We start from the raw sequence: 18,137 nt of genomic DNA, 5'->3' as shown, positions 1-18,137 counted from the left end.
TGATGCTGTTCTTGGTGTTCCGGAGGCGGGAGGGTCGACGAGTGAGTTCACCACTCAACGGACGGCGGGTGCTGGTCACCGGTGCGACCGGGCGGATCGGGCTGACCACGGCGCGGTATTTGACCGAGGCCGGTGCGTTGGTCACGACGCTGTCGAATCTCGAGCACCCTGACCTGAAGGCAGACCGCATCCTGACCGGCGATACGCGGTCCGAGGCCGATGTCGCCGAGGCGTTGCGGGATGTTGAGTTGGTCGTGCATCTTGCTGCGTTGCCGCACCCGTCCGCGGGGACGCCGTACGACGTCTACAGCGTGAACGTGGTGTCGACGTTCAACGTACTTGCGCAGGCCGGGGAGCGCGGGATCAAGCGGGCGGTGATTGCCAGCAGCATCAATGCGACCGGGGTTCCGTTCAACCTGCACAAGCCGCTGCCGGCCTACTACCCGTTGGACGAGAAGCTGCCGTCCGATATCGCCGATCCGTACTCGCTGTCGAAGCAGAGTGACGAGAACACCGCGCGGATGGCATGGCGCCGGTGGGGGATCGATGTGGTGGCGTTCCGCTTCCCGCACACGAACACCGCCGACATCGTGGCGGAGCACGCCGGGTGGTCGCGTGAGGACCCGCGGGCCAGCGTGCGGGAGGGGTGGAGCTACCTGGATGCGCGCGATGCGGCGTACGCGATCGAACTGGGGCTGACGGCAACGTTGTCCGGGGCCCATGTCTTCTACGTTGCCGCGAGCAACACAAATACGCCGTACGAGACCGAGGCGTTGCTGGATGCCTTCGCGCCGGGTGTGCCGCGGCTGCGGCGGTTCGTCGGGCGTGAGGTGCCGATCGACCTGACCGCGGCGCGGACCGTGCTCGGATTCCAGGCCCGGCACGAACTCGATCTGCCGACGCTACCGCTCGAGCTCTAAGCTACGCAGGTGATCGATCCCCGCCCGCTGACGCCCGACGTTCAGCTCCGTCTCGCGGCCCTCGACGACGCCAAGGCACTCGCCGACGCCTACACCCGCAGCTGGGACCACCTGCGACCTTGGGAACCGGACCGGCCGGAGAAGTGGTTCACCCCGGCCGGCCAGGAGGAGAAGCTCAGCGGCCAGCTCGAGCGGTACAAGGTCGGCCAGACGGTTCCGTTCTTGCTGGTCGAGGGCGACCGAGTAGTCGGCGCCATCACGTTGAACGACATCGTCCCCGGGCCGTTCCGCAGCGCCCACGTCGGCTACTGGCTGGCCGTCGAGGCGATCGGGCGCGGGCTGGCGACGCGTGCCGTCGAGACCGTCCTGGAGATCGCGGACACCGAGCTCCGCCTGCACCGCATCGAGGCGAGCACCCTGGCGAACAACGCCGCCTCGCAGCGCGTCCTGCAGAAGACGGGCTTCGCTCAGATCGGCTTCGCTCCGACGTACCTGCACATCGCCGGCGAGTGGCAGGACTGCAACCTCTACCAGCGCATCCTCAACGACCGCGCGCCCGGCGCCTGACGGGGTTCAGCCCGCGAGCCGTGACACAACCTCAGCTCGGTGGCAGCCCGATGCCGCGGGAGACCTCGACATCGTCGTACCTGCCCTCGAGGACGTCGAGGAACTTGACCGGCCGTTGCAGCGTGGAGGCGATGTAGACGGCGCGGACCGTGGCGAGAGCGTCGATCGCGTCGTGGACAGTGATGCCCGGCTGCTCGCCATCCGCGATCGCGCGGAGGATGTCGTCGTACTGCGCCTTGTGGCCACCGGGCTCGCCGGCGTCGACCGGGGCGTCCTCTTTGTCGCCGTCGACGTTGAACCGCCGGAGCCGGTCATTCTCGACCTCGGCGCCGCCCTGCGTGCCGTGCACCGACACCCGCGTCCGGCCACCAGGAAAGGCCGCGGTCGTCGCGTGCAGGGTGGCGACCGCGCCGGACTCGAAGGTCAGCGTGGCGACCACGGTGTCCTCGACCTCGATCGCGTGATGCGCCGCGCGGATGGCCTGGGCCTGGATGTTCACCGGCCGGCCCATGAACCACAGCAGTAGGTCAACGGTGTGCACGCCCTGGTTCATCAGCGCTCCGCCGCCGTCCTGCGCCCACGTCCCACGCCAGCCTGCCGAGGCGTAGTACTCGTCGCTGCGCCACCAGGCAACCGTCGCGACAGCGGACGTGAGCTGACCGAACCGGCCGCTGCGGATCGCCTGGCTGACCAGCGCGCTGCCCGGGTCGAACCGGTGCTGGCTGATCACCGAGGAGACGATGCCATGGCTCGCGGCGCGGGTTGCGGCCGCGCCGAGCCGGCGAGCCCGCGTGAGATCGACGTCGAGCGGCTTCTCGATGACGACGTGTTTCTTCTCGTTGAGCGCCTGCTCGGCCAGGGCGGCATGGGTGCCGCTCGGGGTGCAGATCGCGACGAGCGAGATGTTCGATCCGCTCAGCGCCGAGGTGAGGTCGTCGTACACCTTGGGCTCGGGCTGACCTGCTTCCTTCAGCCGGGCCGCGAGCGCCGTCGCGGCGGCGGCATCGCCGTCGACGAGTGCGGTGACAGTCGCGTCGGGTCGCGCCGCGATGGTGTCGGCGTGGGTGCGGCCGATGATGCCGCAGCCCACGATCGCGACCTGGTGGTCTGTCGAGTCAGCCATCTCGCTCCTACCTGGCAGAGAATTTCCGGTCACTGGAAAACGCTATCCGACGATGTCAAGACCGTCGCGGCGACGGCGCGTCTCGGCGGAGAGCAAGCGCCGGTACTACGGCAACCACCGTAAAGGCGATCGCCCACCAGAAGGTGTCCGCGTAGGCGACATCCGCCGGATGCGCGGTCAGCTGGCTCTGCAGGATGACCGCAAGGGTCGCCGCGCCAAACGATCCGCCGAGCTGCTGCATGATCCGGGTCGTGCTGCTCCCATGCGGGATCTGCTGCGGCTGAAGGTCGCGGAACGCGCCGACCATCATAGCCAGATTGACCCCGCTCAGCCCTGCTCCCCGTACGACGAGCGCGGCGCCGAGCAGCCAGTACGTCGTACCGGCGAGGGCGAAGGGGATGGTCCCAAGCGCGGTGAGCAGGATGCCGGCGATCACGACCGGCTTCGGGCCGAGTCGGTCGGTGAGACCGCCGGCGGCGCGGGCGAGCAAGCTGCCCAGGCCTTGCGGCATGAGGAGCAGACCTGCCGCGATGACGCCCTCGCCGCGGGCCTGCTGGTAGAAGAGCGGCAGCAGGAGCATCGCGCCGTACAGGGAGAAGCCGGTCAGGAAGAGCAGCGCGGTCGACGCGGCGAAGGAGCGAGTCCGGAAGAGGCTGAGGTCGATGAGCGGCTCGGCGGTGCGGCGCAGGGCGAAGGCGATGAGCAGGAGCAGGCCTGCGGCGATCGGCACGAGGACGGTTGAGTGGCCGAAGCCGCCGCGCTCGCCGACCTGGGTGAGGCCGTAGATGATGCCGGCCAGCGCGGGGGAGACGAGGACCAGGCCGGGTACGTCGAGGGCGGCCGTGGTCGGCTCGGGGTCAGGATCCAGTACGCGTACGGCGAGGATGATCGCCAGGATGCAGATCGGGACGTTGACGTAGAAGATCCAGTGCCAGCTGAAGTGGCCGACCAGCAGTCCACCGATCACGGGCCCGAGGATGGGGCCGATCATCGCGGGCAGGGTGACGACGGCCATCAGCCGGCCGATCCGCTCCCGGCCGGCCGCGCGCATGAGCAGGGTCTGGAGGATCGGGAGCATGAGCCCGCCGCCGATTCCCTGGAGCACGCGGAAGGCGATCAGCGAGCCGATGTTCCAGGCGACGCCGCACAGCATCGAGCCGATGAGAAACAGTGCCAGCGCGATGATCCACATCCGCTTGGCGCCGAACCGGTTGGCCGACCAGCCGGTGAGCGGGATCGCGATCGTGAGGGCGAGCAAGTACGCCGTACTGACCCATTGGACGGTGGACACGGCGGCATGCAGTTCGGCGCCGAGGGTGTGGACGGCGACGTTGACGATGGTGCTGTCGAGCAGCGGGGCGAGCGCGCCGAGGACGAGAACGCCGGCGAGCTTGAGCACGGCGGGGTCGAGTCGGCTGGTTTCGCGGTTTGTGATGGTCATATGGCTCCCTGAGCTTCTAAGAGACGTTGCGTCTCTTATGTCGCCAGAGTAAGCTCAGACTGTGAAGAGACGCAAGGTCTCTTAAGTGCCAAGGAGATCGATGGAGCGAAGGCGAGGTGCCGAGCTCGAGGCCGGCCTGCTCGACGCCGCCTGGGACGAGCTGATGGAGTCCGGTTACTCGGCCCTGACGATGGAGGCGGTCGCGGCGCGGGCGAAGACAGGGAAGCAGGTGCTCTATCGGCGCTGGAAGAACCGCGCCGAGTTGGTGCTCGCGGCCATGCGCCATCGGACCGGGTCGATCACCGACGATGTCCCGGATACCGGCAGCCTGCGGAGCGACGTACTCGCGGTACTGCAGCGGATGGCGGACCGGTTCGAGTCGATCGGCCCGGATGTCATCCATGGACTGCTGGCGGAGGCGCCGGATCTGGATCCGGAGGTGTTCACCCGGATGTCCCCAGTGATGGCGACGATCGTCCGGCGAGCGGCCGCGCGAGGAGAGATCCCGACCGCTGACCTCCCCGCGCGCGTACTCACCGCGCCGGCCAACCTGCTCCGCCACGAAATGCTGCTCACCCGCGGACCGCTCTCCGAGGAGACCCTGACGTCGCTGGTCGACGACGTCTTCCTCCCGCTCGTTACCTGAACGCAGCGACGTTCCGGGCAGCCCAGTCCGCAAACGTGCGCGCCGGACGGCCCAGGACCTGCTCGACGTCGGGACTGACGCGCTGTTCGTCGGCGGAGGGTTCACCGAGTACGCCGAGAGTGGCGTCCACGACTGGCTCTGGCATATAGGTGAGCATGCGGCTGCGTGCTTCGTCCCGGCTGAGTTCCCTGAACTGCACTGGCTCGCCGACTGCCTGTCCGATCACCTCGGCCTGCTGCCGGGGTGAGATCGGCGCCGGCCCGGTCAGTGTGTAGATGACTCCGGCGTGACTGGATTCGCGCAACGTCGCGGCTGCTACCTCGGCGATGTCCTGTGGGTCGATGGCCGGCAGAGCCACGTCGGCGAACGGTGCTTCCAGCACTCGTCGGGTGCGGATCGATTCGGCCCATTGGTAGGCGTTGCTGGCGAAGTTGCCCGGGCGCAGCATCGTCCACTCGAGGCCGGACTCCCTGACGGCGTCCTCCAGGTTCGAGGGGTGTCGCTGCGTGCCGACGCCCTGGGAGGACAGCAGCACCACTCGGGGAACTCCGGCTGCCCGGATGACCCGCAGCGCGTCGCTGAGGTTTCCGGCGGCGAGGAAGTCGGGGGAAGTGAGCAGAAAGACGCCCTTGGCGCCATGCAGTGCGGGCTTGAGGGTTTCTGGTTCGGCGAGGTCTGCCTGCAGGCGTCGTACACCCTCCGGGACCTCGGCGATCCGGCGGGACACTGCCGTCACGTCTTCCCCGGCGGCGGCCAGCGCCTGGACAAGCGGGCGGCCGACATTTCCGGTTGCTCCGGTGACCACGATCATGTTTGCTCCTCGTTCGGTTGATCTGACGAGGACGCTACTTGTCGTGGGATAGTAGGTACCTAGAGGAAAGTACTGGGTGAGAGGCGTCTTTGTGAGCGAGAGCACAGCGATTGAGCCGGTGCAGGCGTGTCCGATCGCGCCGGTGGTGGATCTGGTCTTCAGCCGGTGGACGACGCCGATCCTGTGGACGCTGAACGAGTACGGGCGGCAGCGGTTCGTGGAGCTGGAGCGGCGGATCGGGGTGATCACGCCGAAGGTGCTGACGCAGCGGCTGCGGCAGCTGGAGCGCGACGGACTGATCATGCGGACGTACTACGCGGAGGTGCCGCCGCGGGTCGAGTACGAGATCAGCGAGCTCGGCCGGAGCCTGGCGCCGCTGTTCCACACACTCGCCGACTGGTCACCCAACCTCGCCAAGGTCGAAGAGGCCCGCCACCACTTCGACACCCACGCCCCCGCCCACCGCCGCCCCTAAACCCTCACACGCTGCGGCCCGCCGGCGTCGGCGTACGCCGTCGAGGGACCTTGAGCATCCACCGACCACGAAAGCGCCCCACGAGTGGTCGATGCGTGCCCAAGGTGGTGCCGCCTGGACCCCGGCGTCCGCCCGTCGGTGCGACCTTGGGCATCCACCAACCACGAAAATGCCCCACGAGTGGTCGATGCGTGCTCAAGGTGGTGCAGCCTCGACACGGGCGTCCGCCCGTCGGAGCGACCTTGAGCACCCACCGACCACGAAGGCGCCCCACGGGTGGTTGGCGGGTGCTCAAGGTGCTGTCGCGTCGACCCCGGTGTACGCCGTCGTGCGACCTTGGGCATCCACCGACCATGAGATCGCCCCACGGGTGGTTGGCGGGTGCTCAAGGTGGTGCCGCCTCGACCACGGCGTCCGCCGTCGGAGCGACCATGAAATCGCCTCCGCGAGTGGTCGGTGGGTGCTCAAGGTGGAGAGTGCTCAGGCGACGCGGACCAGCTCGCGGGTGGGGGCGTGGAGCTGGTCGAGGAGGGTGAAGAAGTGGGTGGCGGCGTCGGGGAGGCGGAGGAGGCCGGCCTCGTGGTGCTGCCAGCCGAACAGGAGCTCGCCGTCGATGGTGCGCTCGTCGAACGGTACGGCGTACCGGCCCAGGGTGACGCGGGTCGGGCCGGTCTGCGGGTGGTGGTCGCCGCAGCCGCACTCGGCGGCGATGGTGATCGCGGTCAGCGCGTCGGGGGAGTAGCGGCGCAGCCGGAGCGTGGTGCCGCGGGCGGTGAACCGGGCAATCGTTGCGTCAGGCAACTGAACGAGCAGCTCGACGGGGACCGCGTGCGAGCCGGGCAGCAGCCGGAGGCCGCGGGACGCGAGAAGATCAGCGAAGGCCGGGAGATTCATGTGCGGAAGATCCTGTGAGTGCTGGTGTCGGCGGGCGGGCCTCGGATAGGACAGGGCCTCGTGCGCCGGAGACGGCGCGCGTCAGCGACAACAGCAACAACACAGCAGGATCTGCATGCGGAAGATCATGACAGCTTCGCCCCGCGATGCCAAACACTGTCCGCGATCTGGGACGACTGTCCGTGATGTGTCAACGAGCGGCGAGCATCTAGGCCATCCGCTGGTCCCCTCCTCGACCACAGGCCCAGCCGAGCAGTAGCGCGCTCCGCTGTCCACCTTCGTTACGCCGGATTGGAGCGGGCGGCAGCACACGTCGACCGCCTCACGGGCGCGTGGATCGCGTCGTACTGCCAGCAGTGTGGCTTCCAGGGCGGTCCGCTCGAGATCCATGGGCCGCGAACCTACTGGACCGCGGGTTCAGTCCGCTTTCTTGCCGAACATGATCTCGTCCCAGGACGGGACCGAGGCACGCTTGGCGTTGCGGCGGGCCGGCTTCTTCTTGGGCTCGGCGGGCGCTTCTTCCGCGGCAGCCGGCTCCGTCGCAGAGGCAGGCGCCTCGGCGGCGGGTGGCTCGGAGGCCGGTTGCTGGGCTGGTTCAAGGGCCGGCTCCAGCGGCGGCTGCTCTGGCTCGGCGGGAGCGAGGCGGTCGGCCGGAGCCGGGCGGTCGACTGGAGTCGGGCGAGCAGCGGCCGCCGGACGCTCAGCGGGAGTGCGAGGCTCGGGCGCCTGCCGCACTGGGGCAGGCGTGCGGTCCGGGCTGACTCGGCGCTCGGTGAAGGGGTTCTCGGGGGCGGCGGCGCGTTCCTCCGGCGGCGCGAAGGATGCGGCCTCGGCCGGCGGCTGCGCAGGACGCTCCACCGCACGAACTGCTGGACGCAGCGTCGGCGGTTGCTCGATCGGTACGTCGATCAGCGTCGGCTCTTCGTCCGGGTTCGGCACCGAGTGCACCCGGCGTGGACCACGCTCAGGCTCCTGCGGAGTCTCCCGGGAAACCGGATGGTTTCTGCGAGGCAGGCTGATGGTGTCCTCGAAGCCGGCTTCGTAGCTGTCGGCGCCGTGGTCGGGCGCGATCGTCAGGTCGATGTCGGCGACCGCGCTCAGTCGCCGTTCGCCCGGGACATGCGTGGGCTGGACCGGCGGCGGCATGACCTGGGCCTGCTCACCGACCAGCCACCGGGCTTCGTCGTCGTCCGGTACGGCGTAGCGACCAGGAGCGTCGTACGCGAACATGGCGATCTTCTCGTCCTTCTGCTCCGCCTCGTCGTCGGCCTCGACGAAGTAGGAGACGCGGACCGCCCAGCGACCGTCTTCGCGGCGCCACGCGTCCCAGTCGGCCGACGCGGGGTCGACCTGGCGGGTGCGGAGTCGCTCGGTCACCCACGCGCCGAGGTTGCGGGCCGGGGCGTCGGCGCCACCCCGGCGGCGGACGGACGCGCGCTGGGCGAGGCTGGCAATGTGGTCGCGCTCGGCCAGCACCGGGCCCGCGAACGCCATCACGCGTTCCATCGGCATCTGGGCGACGGCAGCGACCGCTTCGGGACTTTCGCCGGCGCGGATACGAGCCTGGATGTCTCGTGGGCGCAGCGCGCTCTCCATTTGAATCTCCAGCTGGCCGAGTCGGGCACGGTCGCCGCGGAGGGCCGCACGCAACCGGTCGTCGACCGGGATGGCGAACTCCTCACCCGTCTCTGCCAGCGCCAGGATGAGTTGCTTGCCATCCTGGCTCAGACCGACGAGCCTCGCCTCGCGCATTGCCTTGTTCTCCTGTGCGGTTCTCGACAGTCTCTCCCGGGACGTGCTGCCTGACCAAGACCGGCGCGCCGTGCCGCGCGGTCATTGTGGAGGTTACGTCACGAAATCACATCTTGCCTGCTCACCAGGGTCCTTGTGATCACACCAGTCACATTAGTCACAACACGGTGTGACTGCGAACTACAGCTCAGCCACCGAAGGCCGAACGCACCGCAAGAGCACGCTTCAGGTCGTCGAGGTTGTCCCCGACAGCGCGCCGGATCGGCGCCGCAACGGAATCGTCCGCGACCAGGTCCGACGCCCGGCCGACGGTCTGCGGCGAAACGGCGTACCGGGGGAAGGACAGCTTCGCGTTGGTCGACACCACCCAGCCGGAGCGGAGCTTGTCGGTGCCGGCGATCTCGGCGAAGTACCGATCGACGTACGGCGCGGTGACCTCGGCCTGAGCTGGATGCCAGAAGCCCTCGCAGGCGGCGTACAGCTCGTAGTTCGCCACGTCGGCATCCGTCATGATCACCGTCCACGCCCGCTCCTTGGCCTCGGCGGTCGGCAACGCGGCCCGGCAGCGGGTCGCGTGCACGAGGCCCTCGGAGGACGTGTCGCGCTCGAGCTCCGCGTCGATCTCGGCATCGCCGACGACACCGAGCCGGGCCAGCTGCAGCAGGACCAGCCATCGCAGGTCCGCATCCATCGCGAGACCATCCGGCACGCCGTCCCCGTTCAGCCAGCCACGCAGTACGTCGGCCTCGTCGGTGAACCGCACGTACCCGCGGGCAACCGCAAGCTGCAGGCTGCTCCCACCCGGCGCGGTCCGCAGCCGGTCGCTCAAGGCCGAGGCCAGCTGACCGCGATACGGCTCGTAGGGGAGGAAGACACCGAGCAGGTGCGTGATCGACCAGCCGACCATCGTCTGCACCGCGATGTCACTCGTCTCGTGCGGCAGCATCCCGACCAGTACGTCGAATCCGAGCTTCGGGTCGAGCTCCGCGTCGTTGACTGCGTCGCGGATGCTGTTCCACACGACCGCCCGGGTCACGCCGTCCTCGATCTTCGGCAGCACCGACGGCAGCTTGGCCAGGCTGTCGGCATCCAGCCGGATCTTCGCCCAGGTGTCGTCACCCGCGTCCGGGATCACCACGGCGACCGACGGATCCAGCGGTACGTCGACCTCGTCCGCATCCAGTAGTACGTCGACCGTCGTACCGCGGCCGGCTTCGTCGTACCCACCGACGGTCAGCTTGTGGGGCCGGACAGCCGGGTACTCGGCCGGGGCGACACGTCGCAGCTTGATGCCGCCGTCGGTGCGGACCGCGCTGATCGTGTCCACGCCCGGCGTACGGAGCCAGTTGGAGGCCCACGAGTCCAGGTCGACCGCGCCGGCCTCGGTCCACTTCGCGACCAGGTCGGCGAAGGTGGCGTTGCCGAACTCGTTGGAGACGATGTGCGCCCGTACTCCGGCCAGGAAGACGTCGTCACCGAGGTAGGCCGCGAGCTGCTTCAGTACGGCGGCGCCCTTCGCGTAGGAGATGCCGTCGAAGTCCTCCAGCGAGGCCCGCGCGTCCTTCACCGGGTCTGCGGCGACCGGGTGGGTCGACGACCGCTGGTCGGCCTGCAGGCCCCACCACTTCCGGACGTAGGCGAAGTCGATCCAGCTGTCGGTGTAGTCGGTCGCGGTTGTCGCCACCCGGTGCGCCATGTACTCCGCGAACGACTCGTTGAGCCACAGGTCGTTCCACCACTTCATCGTGACCGTGTCGCCGAACCACTGGTGCGCCATCTCGTGGACGACGGTCCTGGCCCGGGTGCTGCGTTCGCTGTCAGTGGCCGCCGAGCGGAACACGAGCGGGTCGCGGAAGGTCACGCAGCCCGGGTTCTCCATCGCGCCGGCGTTGAACTCCGGCACGAACGCCTGGTGGTACTCGCCGAACGGGTACCGATAGCCGAACATCCGGTGGTACTCGTCGAACGACTGCTTGCTGACCGTGAAGATGTCCTCGGCCTCGCGGTCCAGCGCCTCCTTGAGCGACTGCCGCGACACCACGCTCAGCGCGATCCCGTCGTGCTCGTCGGTGAGCTGGTGATACGGCCCGGCCACGACGGTGACGAAGTACGTCGACAGCGGCGGCGTCTCGGCCAGCTCCCACCGGCCCGGCTCGACCTGAGTCGCGGCACCATTACCTAGCACCAGCCACTCCGGCGGCGCGGTCACCTTCATCCGGTACGGCGCCTTGAGGTCGGGCTGGTCGAAGCACGCGAAGATCCGCGGCCCGGCGTCGAGGAACGACATCGCGTAGGTGTAGACGAGTCCGTCGGCGGCGTCGACGGATCGGTGCAGGCCCTCACCGTCGTGGGAGTAAGCCATCGTCGCGACCACGACCAGTTCGTTGTCCGACTGCAGGCCGGCCAGCTCGAGCCGTCCGTCGTTGAGTCCGGCGACGTCGACGGGCGTCCCGTTCAGCGTCACGGAGATCAGTTCGTCCGGTTTCACGTCGAGCCAGGTCGTCGTACTGGACGCGGTGAACCGGATCGTGGTGGTGGATCCGAACGTCCGCTCGCCCTGGGTCAGGTCGAGGTCGACGTCGTAGGACTGGACGGAGAGCGCGGCGGCCCGGGTACGGGCGCCATCGACGGTGAGACTCGGCATGCTGGCAACTCTATGCCGTCATTAGGCTGAGCACATGACGGATATGGAGTACCGGCAGCTGGGTGACTCGGGCCTCACGGTGAGCGTGGTGGGGCTGGGCTGCAACAACTTCGGCCGGCGGCTGGACGCGGGCCGGACGGAGGCGGTGGTGAACGCCGCGGTTGACGCCGGGATCACGCTGTTCGACACCGCGGACATCTATCGCGGTGAGCACGGTTTCAGCGAGGAATTGCTCGGTAAGGCGCTCGGCAGCCGTCGCGACGAGGTGGTGATCGCGACCAAGTTCGGCGGCGACATGCAGGGCGTGAACGGGCCGGACTGGGGTGTCCGCGGCTCCCGCCGGTACATCCGCAAGGCCGTCGAGTCGAGCCTGCAGCGGCTCGGCACCGATTGGATCGACCTCTACCAGCTCCACTTCCCGGACCCGGTCACCCCGATCGAAGAGACGCTGGCCGCGCTCTCCGAATTGGTTGCTGAGGGCAAGGTCCGGTACATCGGCAGCTCCCAGTTCGCCGGCTGGCAGGTGGTCGACGCCGACTGGGTCGCGAAGACCGCCGGCCTGGAGCACTTCATCAGCGCGCAGAACCAGTACTCCCTGCTCGAGCGCGACGTAGAGGACGAACTGGTCCCGGCCTGTGAGCACCTCGGCATCGGCATCCTGCCGTTCTTCCCACTCGCCTCCGGCCTGCTGACCGGCAAGTACAAGCGTGGCGAGGCAGCGCCCGAGGGTTCCCGGCTGGCGACCCAGCCCGAGCGGCTGGCGCGGGCGGACTTCGACAAGATCGAGGCGCTCGAGACCTTCGCGGCCGAGCGGGACCTGACCATGATCGACGTCGCCATCGGCGGTCTGGCCGCGCAACCCGCGGTCGCGTCGGTCATCGCCGGCGCGACGAAGCCCGAGCAGATCGCGCAAAACGTCGCGGCCGGCCTCTGGGACCCAAGCCCTTCCGACCTGGCCACCCTGGACGAGCTCACGTGACACTCATCCTCCTGCCACCCTCGGAAGGCAAGACCGGACGGTCCCGCGGTCGCGCCGTTGACCACTCGTCCCTGTCGTTCCCGGAGCTCACTCCGGTCCGCGAGCAGGTGCTCGAGACGTTGGCGAAGGTGTCCGCCTCCTCCGACGCGTACGACGTACTGAACGTGGGCGCTTCGCTGCAAGGTGATGTCGACCGCAACACCCGGTGGCGGACCGAGCCGGCCGTGCCGGTGTCGGAGCTGTACTCCGGGGTCCTGTACGACGCCCTCGGCTACTCCACGTTGTCCGCCGGCAGCAAGCGCCGGGCCGGGAACCGCCTGCTCGTCATCTCCGCCGCCTGGGGCGCGTTGCGAATGGCCGACCGCGTACCGCCGTACCGGCTCTCGATGGGTACGACGCTGCCCGGGCTCGGGCCGCTGGCGTCGGTGTGGCGGGACCCGCTGACCCCCGTACTGTCGGCGGCCGAGGGTGTGATCGTTGACTGCCGGTCATCCACCTATGTCGCCGCCTGGCGCCCCACCGGCGACCAGGCCGCGAAGTGGGTGTCGGTGAACGTCGTCCGCGAACGCGACGGCGTACGCTCCGTCGTCTCCCACAACGCCAAGCACACCCGCGGCCTCGTAGCCCGCCACCTCCTCGAATCCGGCAAAGACCCCGGCACCCCGAATTCTCTGCACAAGCTGATCTCCGACCGCTGGAACGCCGAACTCGACCGCACCAGCACCGGCTGGACCCTCACCGTGGTGGAACGCGACTAGCTGGCCTTCCAGCGGGGTCGCGTCGTTGGGTTGCGACGACTTGTGCGGCGCTCAGGGCTGGCGTGAGTTCGCTGCCGGGGCGCGGCCCGGGCTGGTGCGAGGTGGATGCGGGGGTAACAGGGGCTCCGGCCGGATGGTGAGGTGGATGCATTGCGCGGCCGTGTTACGGCGGGGGTTGATGTGGGGGCGCGGCTCCGGGAAGTTCGGGGTGGATGTGGGGGCGCGGCTCCGGGCTGCTCGAGTGTGCTAGTCCGGCTGGTGGGAGTCAAGAGCGCCTCCTTCGTCGGCGTCCCTGCGGGAGCGAGCAAGCTCGCCTCTTGACTCCCACCACCCGGACCAGGGAAGGAGGCAGCTATCCCGGAGCAGCTCACCGGAGTGGTCACGTGCCGGGGTGGATCCGGTGCCGAAACCAAGGGGGGATGGTTGCGGGCCGGACGGGGTTCGGGGGGTTGAGGTGGTTGCCCGGGCGGTTTCGGCTCTTGAGGTGATTGGCGGGCTGGTGTTGGGCTGCCGGGCCTGGTTTTGGGTGACTGGCCCGGCTCGATAGCGGGTTATGTGATGGCTGGCCGGTTGTTTGACGCTAGCGGTGAAACAACCCGCTATCCGGGCTCGGTGAATGGGTGGGTTGCCCGGAGTGTGGCCGGTTTCGTCCGGATGGTGGGATTCCCGGGCCGGATCCGGGTGGCTCGGCTGGGGTGGGGACAGGAAGTGGGGGCCTGGGACCTGCAACAACGTGTTCCAGGTCCCGGTTTGGTGTCTCAGGTTGCGGCCGCTGCCGGTGATCTGCCCGGATACCGGACCACCCGTTGCCTGAGGCAACCGGACCTCTCGCCGAGGCCGCGTGCTGGTCCTGGCCGCGTGCCGGAACCCGGTCCTCGGCTCGGTGGCGCTGCGAAACCCCGGCTGTCGCGGTGACCCGGCCGCAATGGAGCGGGGTGGCATCCCGCTCATCAGCCGGTTAGCCGAAGTCGGACTTTCGGATTACGGCGTGGACGCCGGTGGTGCGGTCGACTACCTGGGAGACCATGAAGTCGGTGGCGGCGGATAGGTAGGCGTACGCCGTGGCGCGGTCTAGGCCCTGGTCGGTTTCGAGGAAGTCGAGGGCGTTGACTACGGCTCGGCGCATGGCGATGTTGAGGTCGTTGCCTTGGCCGTTCTGGCTGCCGTCGGGGTCGGAGAGGCCGATCGGGACCCATGCCTCGGAGGTCTCGGCGAACGGGTAGCCGAACGCGACCGACGGGGCGTCGCCCGAGCCCTTCTTGCAGACGGTGAGGCGGAAGGTCGCGCGCAGCGATCCCTCCAGGGCGGTCAGTGCTACCTCGCCGTTGCCCATCGCGAAGTGCGGGTCGCCGACGTGGAACAGCGCTCCGTCGGCGAACACCGGTAGATAGAAGGTGGACCGGACACCCAGCAGGTTGATGTCGATGTTGCCGCCGCCGAGGGTCGGCGGGATCGAGTTCAGCTCCGGCGCCGTCAGCGCCGCCGAGCTCGCGAACGCGACCCCCATCAGCCCCATGAACGGGTCGAGCGGGAACGTCACCCTGCCATCGGACATCACGCCACGCCCGCCGCGGATCGGGGTGAACACGGAGACGTTGCCGTACTTCGTCGGATCGCCGGTCGCCCGGCCGTCCGTCGCAGGAGGCGGCATGATCTCCTCGAGCGTGATCCCGGCCGGGACAGCGCCGCCGGCGAGCCGGGGGAGTGCGCCCTTGCCGTGCCGGCTCGACACCACGCCGTACGGCACGCGCGGGAGCATCGACAGCATCTCGACCTTGAGGACGTCGCCCGGCTTCGCTTCACCGACGAAGATCGGGCCGGTGACGACGTGCGGCCCGTCGACGTCGAAGTTCCGCGTGGTCCGGTCGTAGTCGCGGGCGATCGCGGCGGCGTCGGCCAGCACCGACGATTTCCCGACGCCGTGCTTGGCGAAGTACTCGACCGGGTCGCGGCCCTGGTCCTCCAGGATGCCCTCGTGCGAGACGGTGTCGACGGTGACGGTGTCTCCCGAGCGCACCCGCAGGACTGGCTCACTGTCCAGCGACGGCACATATCCCCAGCGCACCTGGTCCGGCGTCGACTTCAGATAGTGCTTGCCGTGAATCGGTCCCTTGCCCGGTTGGAGGATCTCTCGAGGTACGGCGGCCTGCGCCGGTCCCGACGTACTCGCGGAAACGGCAACTCCGCCGACGGCGGCGGTCGCACGAAGGAAGTCGCGGCGGCCGAGGCCGGAGCGCAGGAGGGAGGCGGCGTACTCACCAATCGTTGCCATCGGCATCTCCTCACAGGCCAACTGGATCGTGTCGCCTGTATACCGGCCGGTCGTTTCGCCGCCGTGAAGAGCTGTGAACAGCGGATGTCGGCGCCGAATTCTTGACACCGTGGAGAGGGCGGCGGACAGTCCGAAGAAGGCTGGATTCGGTCTTCTTGCCGTGGGTGACGGCGGGACTGCAAGGGGGAATCATCATGCGAATCAACCGTGTCGGCGCTGACATCAGCGTGCTGAGTGACCAACTGCCGGTGCCGGGTATCGGCTTCCTGCCCGTGAACGCGTTCGTACTGCTTGGAGCCGAGCCGTTGGTGGTCGACACCGGGTTGAGCCTGCCGGACCGGGGCTTCATGGATGCACTCGGCACGGTGGTCGACCCAAAGGATGTCCGGTGGATCTGGCTGACCCACCCGGACCGCGACCACACCGGCTCGCTGTTCGATCTACTGGAGGCGGCACCGCAGGCGCGCCTGATCACGACCTTCATCGGCGCCGGGATCATGTCGACCGAGCGGCCACTGCCGATGGACCGGCTCTATCTGCTGAATCCCGGCGAGACGCTCGCGCTGGGCGACCGGACGCTGACTGCCTTCCGGCCGCCGTTGTACGACAGCCCAGCGACAGTCGGGTTCTACGACGACCGGTCGCGGGCGTGCTTCAGCTCCGACTGTTTCGGCGCACCGATGCCGACGGCGGAACTGGCCGATTGCGGCGACGCCAGCGACGCTCCGCGGGACGCGCTGCGCGGCGGCCAGCTGCTGTGGGCAACTCTCGACAGCCCGTGGGTGCACAACGTCGACCAGGAAGCGTTCCGGCGTACCGTGCAGCCGCTCAGGGAGATGGATCCGGAGGTCATTCTCAGCACCCATTTGCCTCCGGCACCAGGACACACGACGCAGTTCCTGGATCTGCTGGAGACGGCGCCGCAGGCGGATCCGTTCGTCGGACCGAATCAGCGTGCCCTGGAGGAGATGCTCGCGAGCTTCGAGCCGGCCGGAGCGGCACCCATGCCGAGCTGATCCGCAGGCCGTTCACGCGGGTTTCATCAGTGAGTAGTTTCTTACAGTGCGTGATCGGGGAAGGCTGAGGGCAGCACGTCAGGGGGGACCCGCCCGACCCTTCGGAGGCCTGACCGATGCGACGTATCACCACTCTCGCGATGACTGCTGTCGCCGCCACGACAGCCTGGATTCTCGGCACCGGACCGGCGCTCGCCTACCCACCGACTCCACCGTCGGCCAGTACGGCGGCCGCCCAGCTCGCGAGCCTCACGGTCAAGACCGAGGGCTCGACCACCGGCTACAGCCGGGACCTGTTCCCACACTGGATCACGCAGTCCGGCACCTGCGACACCCGCGACCAGGTGCTGAAGCGGGACGGCACCGGCGTAACAGTCGACAGCCAGTGCGAGCCGACCGCTGGCCGGTGGTACAGCGTGTACGACGCAACGTGGGTCAACGACGACTCGTCGGTCGACATCGACCACATCGTCCCGCTGGCCGAGGCGTGGGAGTCCGGTGCCAACACCTGGAGCACGTCGCGCCGGCAGCAGTTCGCCAACGACCTGAGCATCTCGCAGCTGATCGCGGTGTCGGCGTCGAGCAACCGGTCGAAGGGTGACAAGGACCCGTCGGCGTGGAAGCCGACGAACACCTCGGTCCACTGCATCTACGCGCGCGAGTGGATCTGGGTGAAGTACACCTACGGCCTGTCGCTGCAGTCGGCGGAGAAGACGGCCCTGCAGCAGATGCTCGGCACCTGCTGATCTAGTCGTCCAGAAGCCGGCGGCGCTGGGCGTGGATGCCGGCCTGGAAACGGGTCCGCGCGCCCAGCGTCTCCATCAGCTCCGCCACCCGGCGTCCGACCGTACGACTGCTGAGCGCGAGCTGCCGCGCGATCGCGTCGTCCTTGAACCCGGCCGCAAGCAGCGTCATCAGCCGCGCATCGAGCGGATCCGCCTTCGCGGAAGGCACGACCGGCACCGCCTGATCCCAGAGCAGCGTGAACATCTCGATCAACGCGTCAAGCAACGCACACGGATGTACGACGAGCGCACTGTCGACCAACTGGTCCACCGACAGCGGCAACAGTGCGGCCTTGCGATCGAAGACGGCCAACTTCATCGGCACCTGCGGATGCACCCGTGAGGTCTCACCGGCATCGGCCGCGCTGTACGCCTCGTCCACACCACCCGGCACATCGAGCGAGTCGGGCGAATAGATGCCCCGGACAACCACTCCCTCGTTGAGCAGTCCACGGACGCGGGTGTCCGACTCGTCGACCTGCGACGCGTACGGCGGCCGGTCGAGCACCAGCAGCTGTTCCCGCGTCCCGTTGAGCAGCTGCGCGAACCGTGCCGCGATCGCATCCTGACCGACGATCACCTCGACCAGGTTCTCCGGCCGATGCTGCTCCTGCGCCCGAAGCTCCGACAACAGCACCCGGGCTTCCGCGCGTACCCGGTCGAGCTCAGCACGTCGTACGGCGACCAGCGCGTCGACCGCGACGTCGGGACGAGTCGGCAGCAACCGCGGCGGGTGGTCCGAGGTGGTGGTCAGCAGGCCGAGATTCTCGAGCCGCCCGACCGTCGCGGCGACCTCGCGCTCGTCGCGGTCGAGGTGCTTGGCGAACTCGGCGAGGTCGCAGCCCGGCGCTGACAGCAGCGCCCGATACGCCTGTTCGTCCGCCGGCTCCACGCCCAGCGACTCCAGCATCCACCCTCCCGTAGCCCGGATCCTGAACAGGCTATCTCGTCCCTTGAGCCACGCACGGGATTGGCGACTTCGCGCCATGTCCGGGATACGTCATCCGGACCGTGAGTGCGGACTGCCCCGGAATGGGGTACGACTACCTCTGCA

The 18,137-nt window shown here is 68.6% G+C and carries 16 protein-coding genes; 8 read left to right on the top strand and 8 right to left on the bottom strand.

The features are described 5' to 3' along the window. Window positions 1–41 precede the first annotated feature (41 nt). Window positions 42–920: an NAD-dependent epimerase/dehydratase family protein gene (locus EV646_RS00685; RefSeq protein ID WP_241995095.1), complete on the top strand. Its 879-nt coding sequence runs from the start codon at window positions 42–44 to the stop codon at window positions 918–920. A 9-nt stretch (window positions 921–929) separates the two neighbouring features. Further along, on the top strand, window positions 930–1,487 hold the full coding sequence (locus tag EV646_RS00680; RefSeq protein ID WP_132142825.1) for a GNAT family N-acetyltransferase: 558 nt from the start codon (window positions 930–932) through the stop codon (window positions 1,485–1,487). 31 nt (window positions 1,488–1,518) lie between these two features. Here the strand turns inward: EV646_RS00680 and EV646_RS00675 are convergent, their stop codons facing one another. Beyond that, complete coding sequence (locus EV646_RS00675; protein WP_132142823.1) at window positions 1,519–2,610, bottom strand: Gfo/Idh/MocA family protein; 1,092 nt, start codon at window positions 2,608–2,610, stop codon at window positions 1,519–1,521. Window positions 2,611–2,665: 55 nt separating this feature from the next. Further along, window positions 2,666–4,051, bottom strand: a complete 1,386-nt coding sequence (locus tag EV646_RS00670; protein ID WP_132142821.1) for an MDR family MFS transporter — start codon at window positions 4,049–4,051, stop codon at window positions 2,666–2,668. Between the two features lie 100 nt (window positions 4,052–4,151). Here EV646_RS00670 and EV646_RS00665 point away from each other — a divergent pair, with 100 nt between their 5' ends. Continuing rightward, window positions 4,152–4,697, top strand: a complete 546-nt coding sequence (locus EV646_RS00665; RefSeq protein ID WP_132142819.1) for a TetR/AcrR family transcriptional regulator — start codon at window positions 4,152–4,154, stop codon at window positions 4,695–4,697. Here the strand turns inward: EV646_RS00665 and EV646_RS00660 are convergent. Then, a complete protein-coding gene (locus tag EV646_RS00660; protein WP_132142817.1) occupies window positions 4,690–5,508 on the bottom strand; it encodes an NAD(P)H-binding protein in 819 nt (272 codons plus the stop codon). The genes EV646_RS00665 and EV646_RS00660 overlap by 8 nt on opposite strands. Before the next feature lie 91 nt (window positions 5,509–5,599). Between EV646_RS00660 and EV646_RS00655 the strand changes: the two genes are divergently transcribed. After that, window positions 5,600–5,983, top strand: coding sequence for a winged helix-turn-helix transcriptional regulator (locus EV646_RS00655; RefSeq protein ID WP_132142815.1), 384 nt, complete (start codon window positions 5,600–5,602; stop codon window positions 5,981–5,983). 480 nt (window positions 5,984–6,463) lie between these two features. On the opposite strand, the gene EV646_RS00650 is transcribed toward EV646_RS00655, so the two are convergent. The 3 genes from EV646_RS00650 to pepN all read right to left on the bottom strand — a co-directional run bounded on the left by EV646_RS00650 (window position 6,464) and on the right by pepN (window position 11,273). Next, complete coding sequence (locus tag EV646_RS00650; protein WP_132142813.1) at window positions 6,464–6,877, bottom strand: hypothetical protein; 414 nt, start codon at window positions 6,875–6,877, stop codon at window positions 6,464–6,466. A gap of 417 nt (window positions 6,878–7,294) precedes the next feature. Further along, entirely contained in the window at window positions 7,295–8,629 is a 1,335-nt protein-coding gene (gene sepH / locus EV646_RS00645; RefSeq protein WP_132142811.1) for a septation protein SepH, read from the bottom strand. 187 nt (window positions 8,630–8,816) lie between these two features. Further along, on the bottom strand, window positions 8,817–11,273 hold the full coding sequence (gene pepN, locus EV646_RS00640; protein WP_132142809.1) for an aminopeptidase N: 2,457 nt from the start codon (window positions 11,271–11,273) through the stop codon (window positions 8,817–8,819). A gap of 34 nt (window positions 11,274–11,307) precedes the next feature. On the opposite strand from pepN, the gene EV646_RS00635 reads away from it, so the two are divergent. Together EV646_RS00635 and EV646_RS00630 are read left to right on the top strand one after the other, a co-directional pair. Next, a complete protein-coding gene (locus EV646_RS00635) occupies window positions 11,308–12,252 on the top strand; it encodes an aldo/keto reductase (RefSeq protein WP_199236731.1) in 945 nt (314 codons plus the stop codon). Then, window positions 12,249–13,010, top strand: a complete 762-nt coding sequence (locus EV646_RS00630; RefSeq protein ID WP_132142807.1) for a YaaA family protein — start codon at window positions 12,249–12,251, stop codon at window positions 13,008–13,010. Before EV646_RS00635 ends, EV646_RS00630 begins: the two co-directional genes overlap by 4 nt. 958 nt (window positions 13,011–13,968) lie before the next feature. Here EV646_RS00630 and EV646_RS00625 read toward each other — a convergent pair. Next, complete coding sequence (locus tag EV646_RS00625) at window positions 13,969–15,282, bottom strand: acetamidase/formamidase family protein (protein ID WP_132142805.1); 1,314 nt, start codon at window positions 15,280–15,282, stop codon at window positions 13,969–13,971. A gap of 194 nt (window positions 15,283–15,476) precedes the next feature. Between EV646_RS00625 and EV646_RS00620 the strand changes: the two genes are divergently transcribed. Both EV646_RS00620 and EV646_RS00615 read left to right on the top strand, forming a co-directional pair. Then, window positions 15,477–16,298, top strand: a complete 822-nt coding sequence (locus EV646_RS00620) for an MBL fold metallo-hydrolase (RefSeq protein WP_132142804.1) — start codon at window positions 15,477–15,479, stop codon at window positions 16,296–16,298. Between the two features lie 116 nt (window positions 16,299–16,414). Continuing rightward, on the top strand, window positions 16,415–17,044 hold the full coding sequence (locus EV646_RS00615) for an HNH endonuclease family protein (RefSeq protein ID WP_132142802.1): 630 nt from the start codon (window positions 16,415–16,417) through the stop codon (window positions 17,042–17,044). A 1-nt stretch (window position 17,045) separates the two neighbouring features. On the opposite strand, the gene EV646_RS00610 is transcribed toward EV646_RS00615, so the two are convergent. Beyond that, window positions 17,046–17,993: a helix-turn-helix domain-containing protein gene (locus EV646_RS00610; RefSeq protein ID WP_132142800.1), complete on the bottom strand. Its 948-nt coding sequence runs from the start codon at window positions 17,991–17,993 to the stop codon at window positions 17,046–17,048. Window positions 17,994–18,137: the final 144 nt, after the last annotated feature.

The sequence above is a fragment of the Kribbella antiqua genome (assembly GCF_004345665.1).
GTDB classification, from domain to species: domain Bacteria; phylum Actinomycetota; class Actinomycetes; order Propionibacteriales; family Kribbellaceae; genus Kribbella; species Kribbella antiqua.
The sequence above is the reverse complement of the archived record's forward strand: the minus strand, read 5'-3'. Positions and strand labels throughout refer to the sequence as shown.

Bases quoted from the DNA above. Each gene is read 5' to 3' on its own strand.
- EV646_RS00675 (WP_132142823.1), bottom strand. From the start codon at position 2,610: ATGGCTGACTCGACAGACCACCAGGTCGCGATCGTGGGCTGCGGCATC.
- EV646_RS00670 (WP_132142821.1), bottom strand. From the start codon at position 4,051: ATGACCATCACAAACCGCGAAACCAGCCGACTCGACCCCGCCGTGCTC.
- EV646_RS00665 (WP_132142819.1), top strand. From the start codon at position 4,152: ATGGAGCGAAGGCGAGGTGCCGAGCTCGAGGCCGGCCTGCTCGACGCC.
- EV646_RS00660 (WP_132142817.1), bottom strand. From the start codon at position 5,508: ATGATCGTGGTCACCGGAGCAACCGGAAATGTCGGCCGCCCGCTTGTC.
- EV646_RS00650 (WP_132142813.1), bottom strand. From the start codon at position 6,877: ATGAATCTCCCGGCCTTCGCTGATCTTCTCGCGTCCCGCGGCCTCCGG.
- sepH (WP_132142811.1), bottom strand. From the start codon at position 8,629: ATGCGCGAGGCGAGGCTCGTCGGTCTGAGCCAGGATGGCAAGCAACTC.
- pepN (WP_132142809.1), bottom strand. From the start codon at position 11,273: ATGCCGAGTCTCACCGTCGATGGCGCCCGTACCCGGGCCGCCGCGCTC.
- EV646_RS00635 (WP_199236731.1), top strand. From the start codon at position 11,308: ATGACGGATATGGAGTACCGGCAGCTGGGTGACTCGGGCCTCACGGTG.
- EV646_RS00625 (WP_132142805.1), bottom strand. From the start codon at position 15,282: ATGGCAACGATTGGTGAGTACGCCGCCTCCCTCCTGCGCTCCGGCCTC.
- EV646_RS00620 (WP_132142804.1), top strand. From the start codon at position 15,477: ATGCGAATCAACCGTGTCGGCGCTGACATCAGCGTGCTGAGTGACCAA.
- EV646_RS00615 (WP_132142802.1), top strand. From the start codon at position 16,415: ATGCGACGTATCACCACTCTCGCGATGACTGCTGTCGCCGCCACGACA.
- EV646_RS00610 (WP_132142800.1), bottom strand. From the start codon at position 17,993: ATGCTGGAGTCGCTGGGCGTGGAGCCGGCGGACGAACAGGCGTATCGG.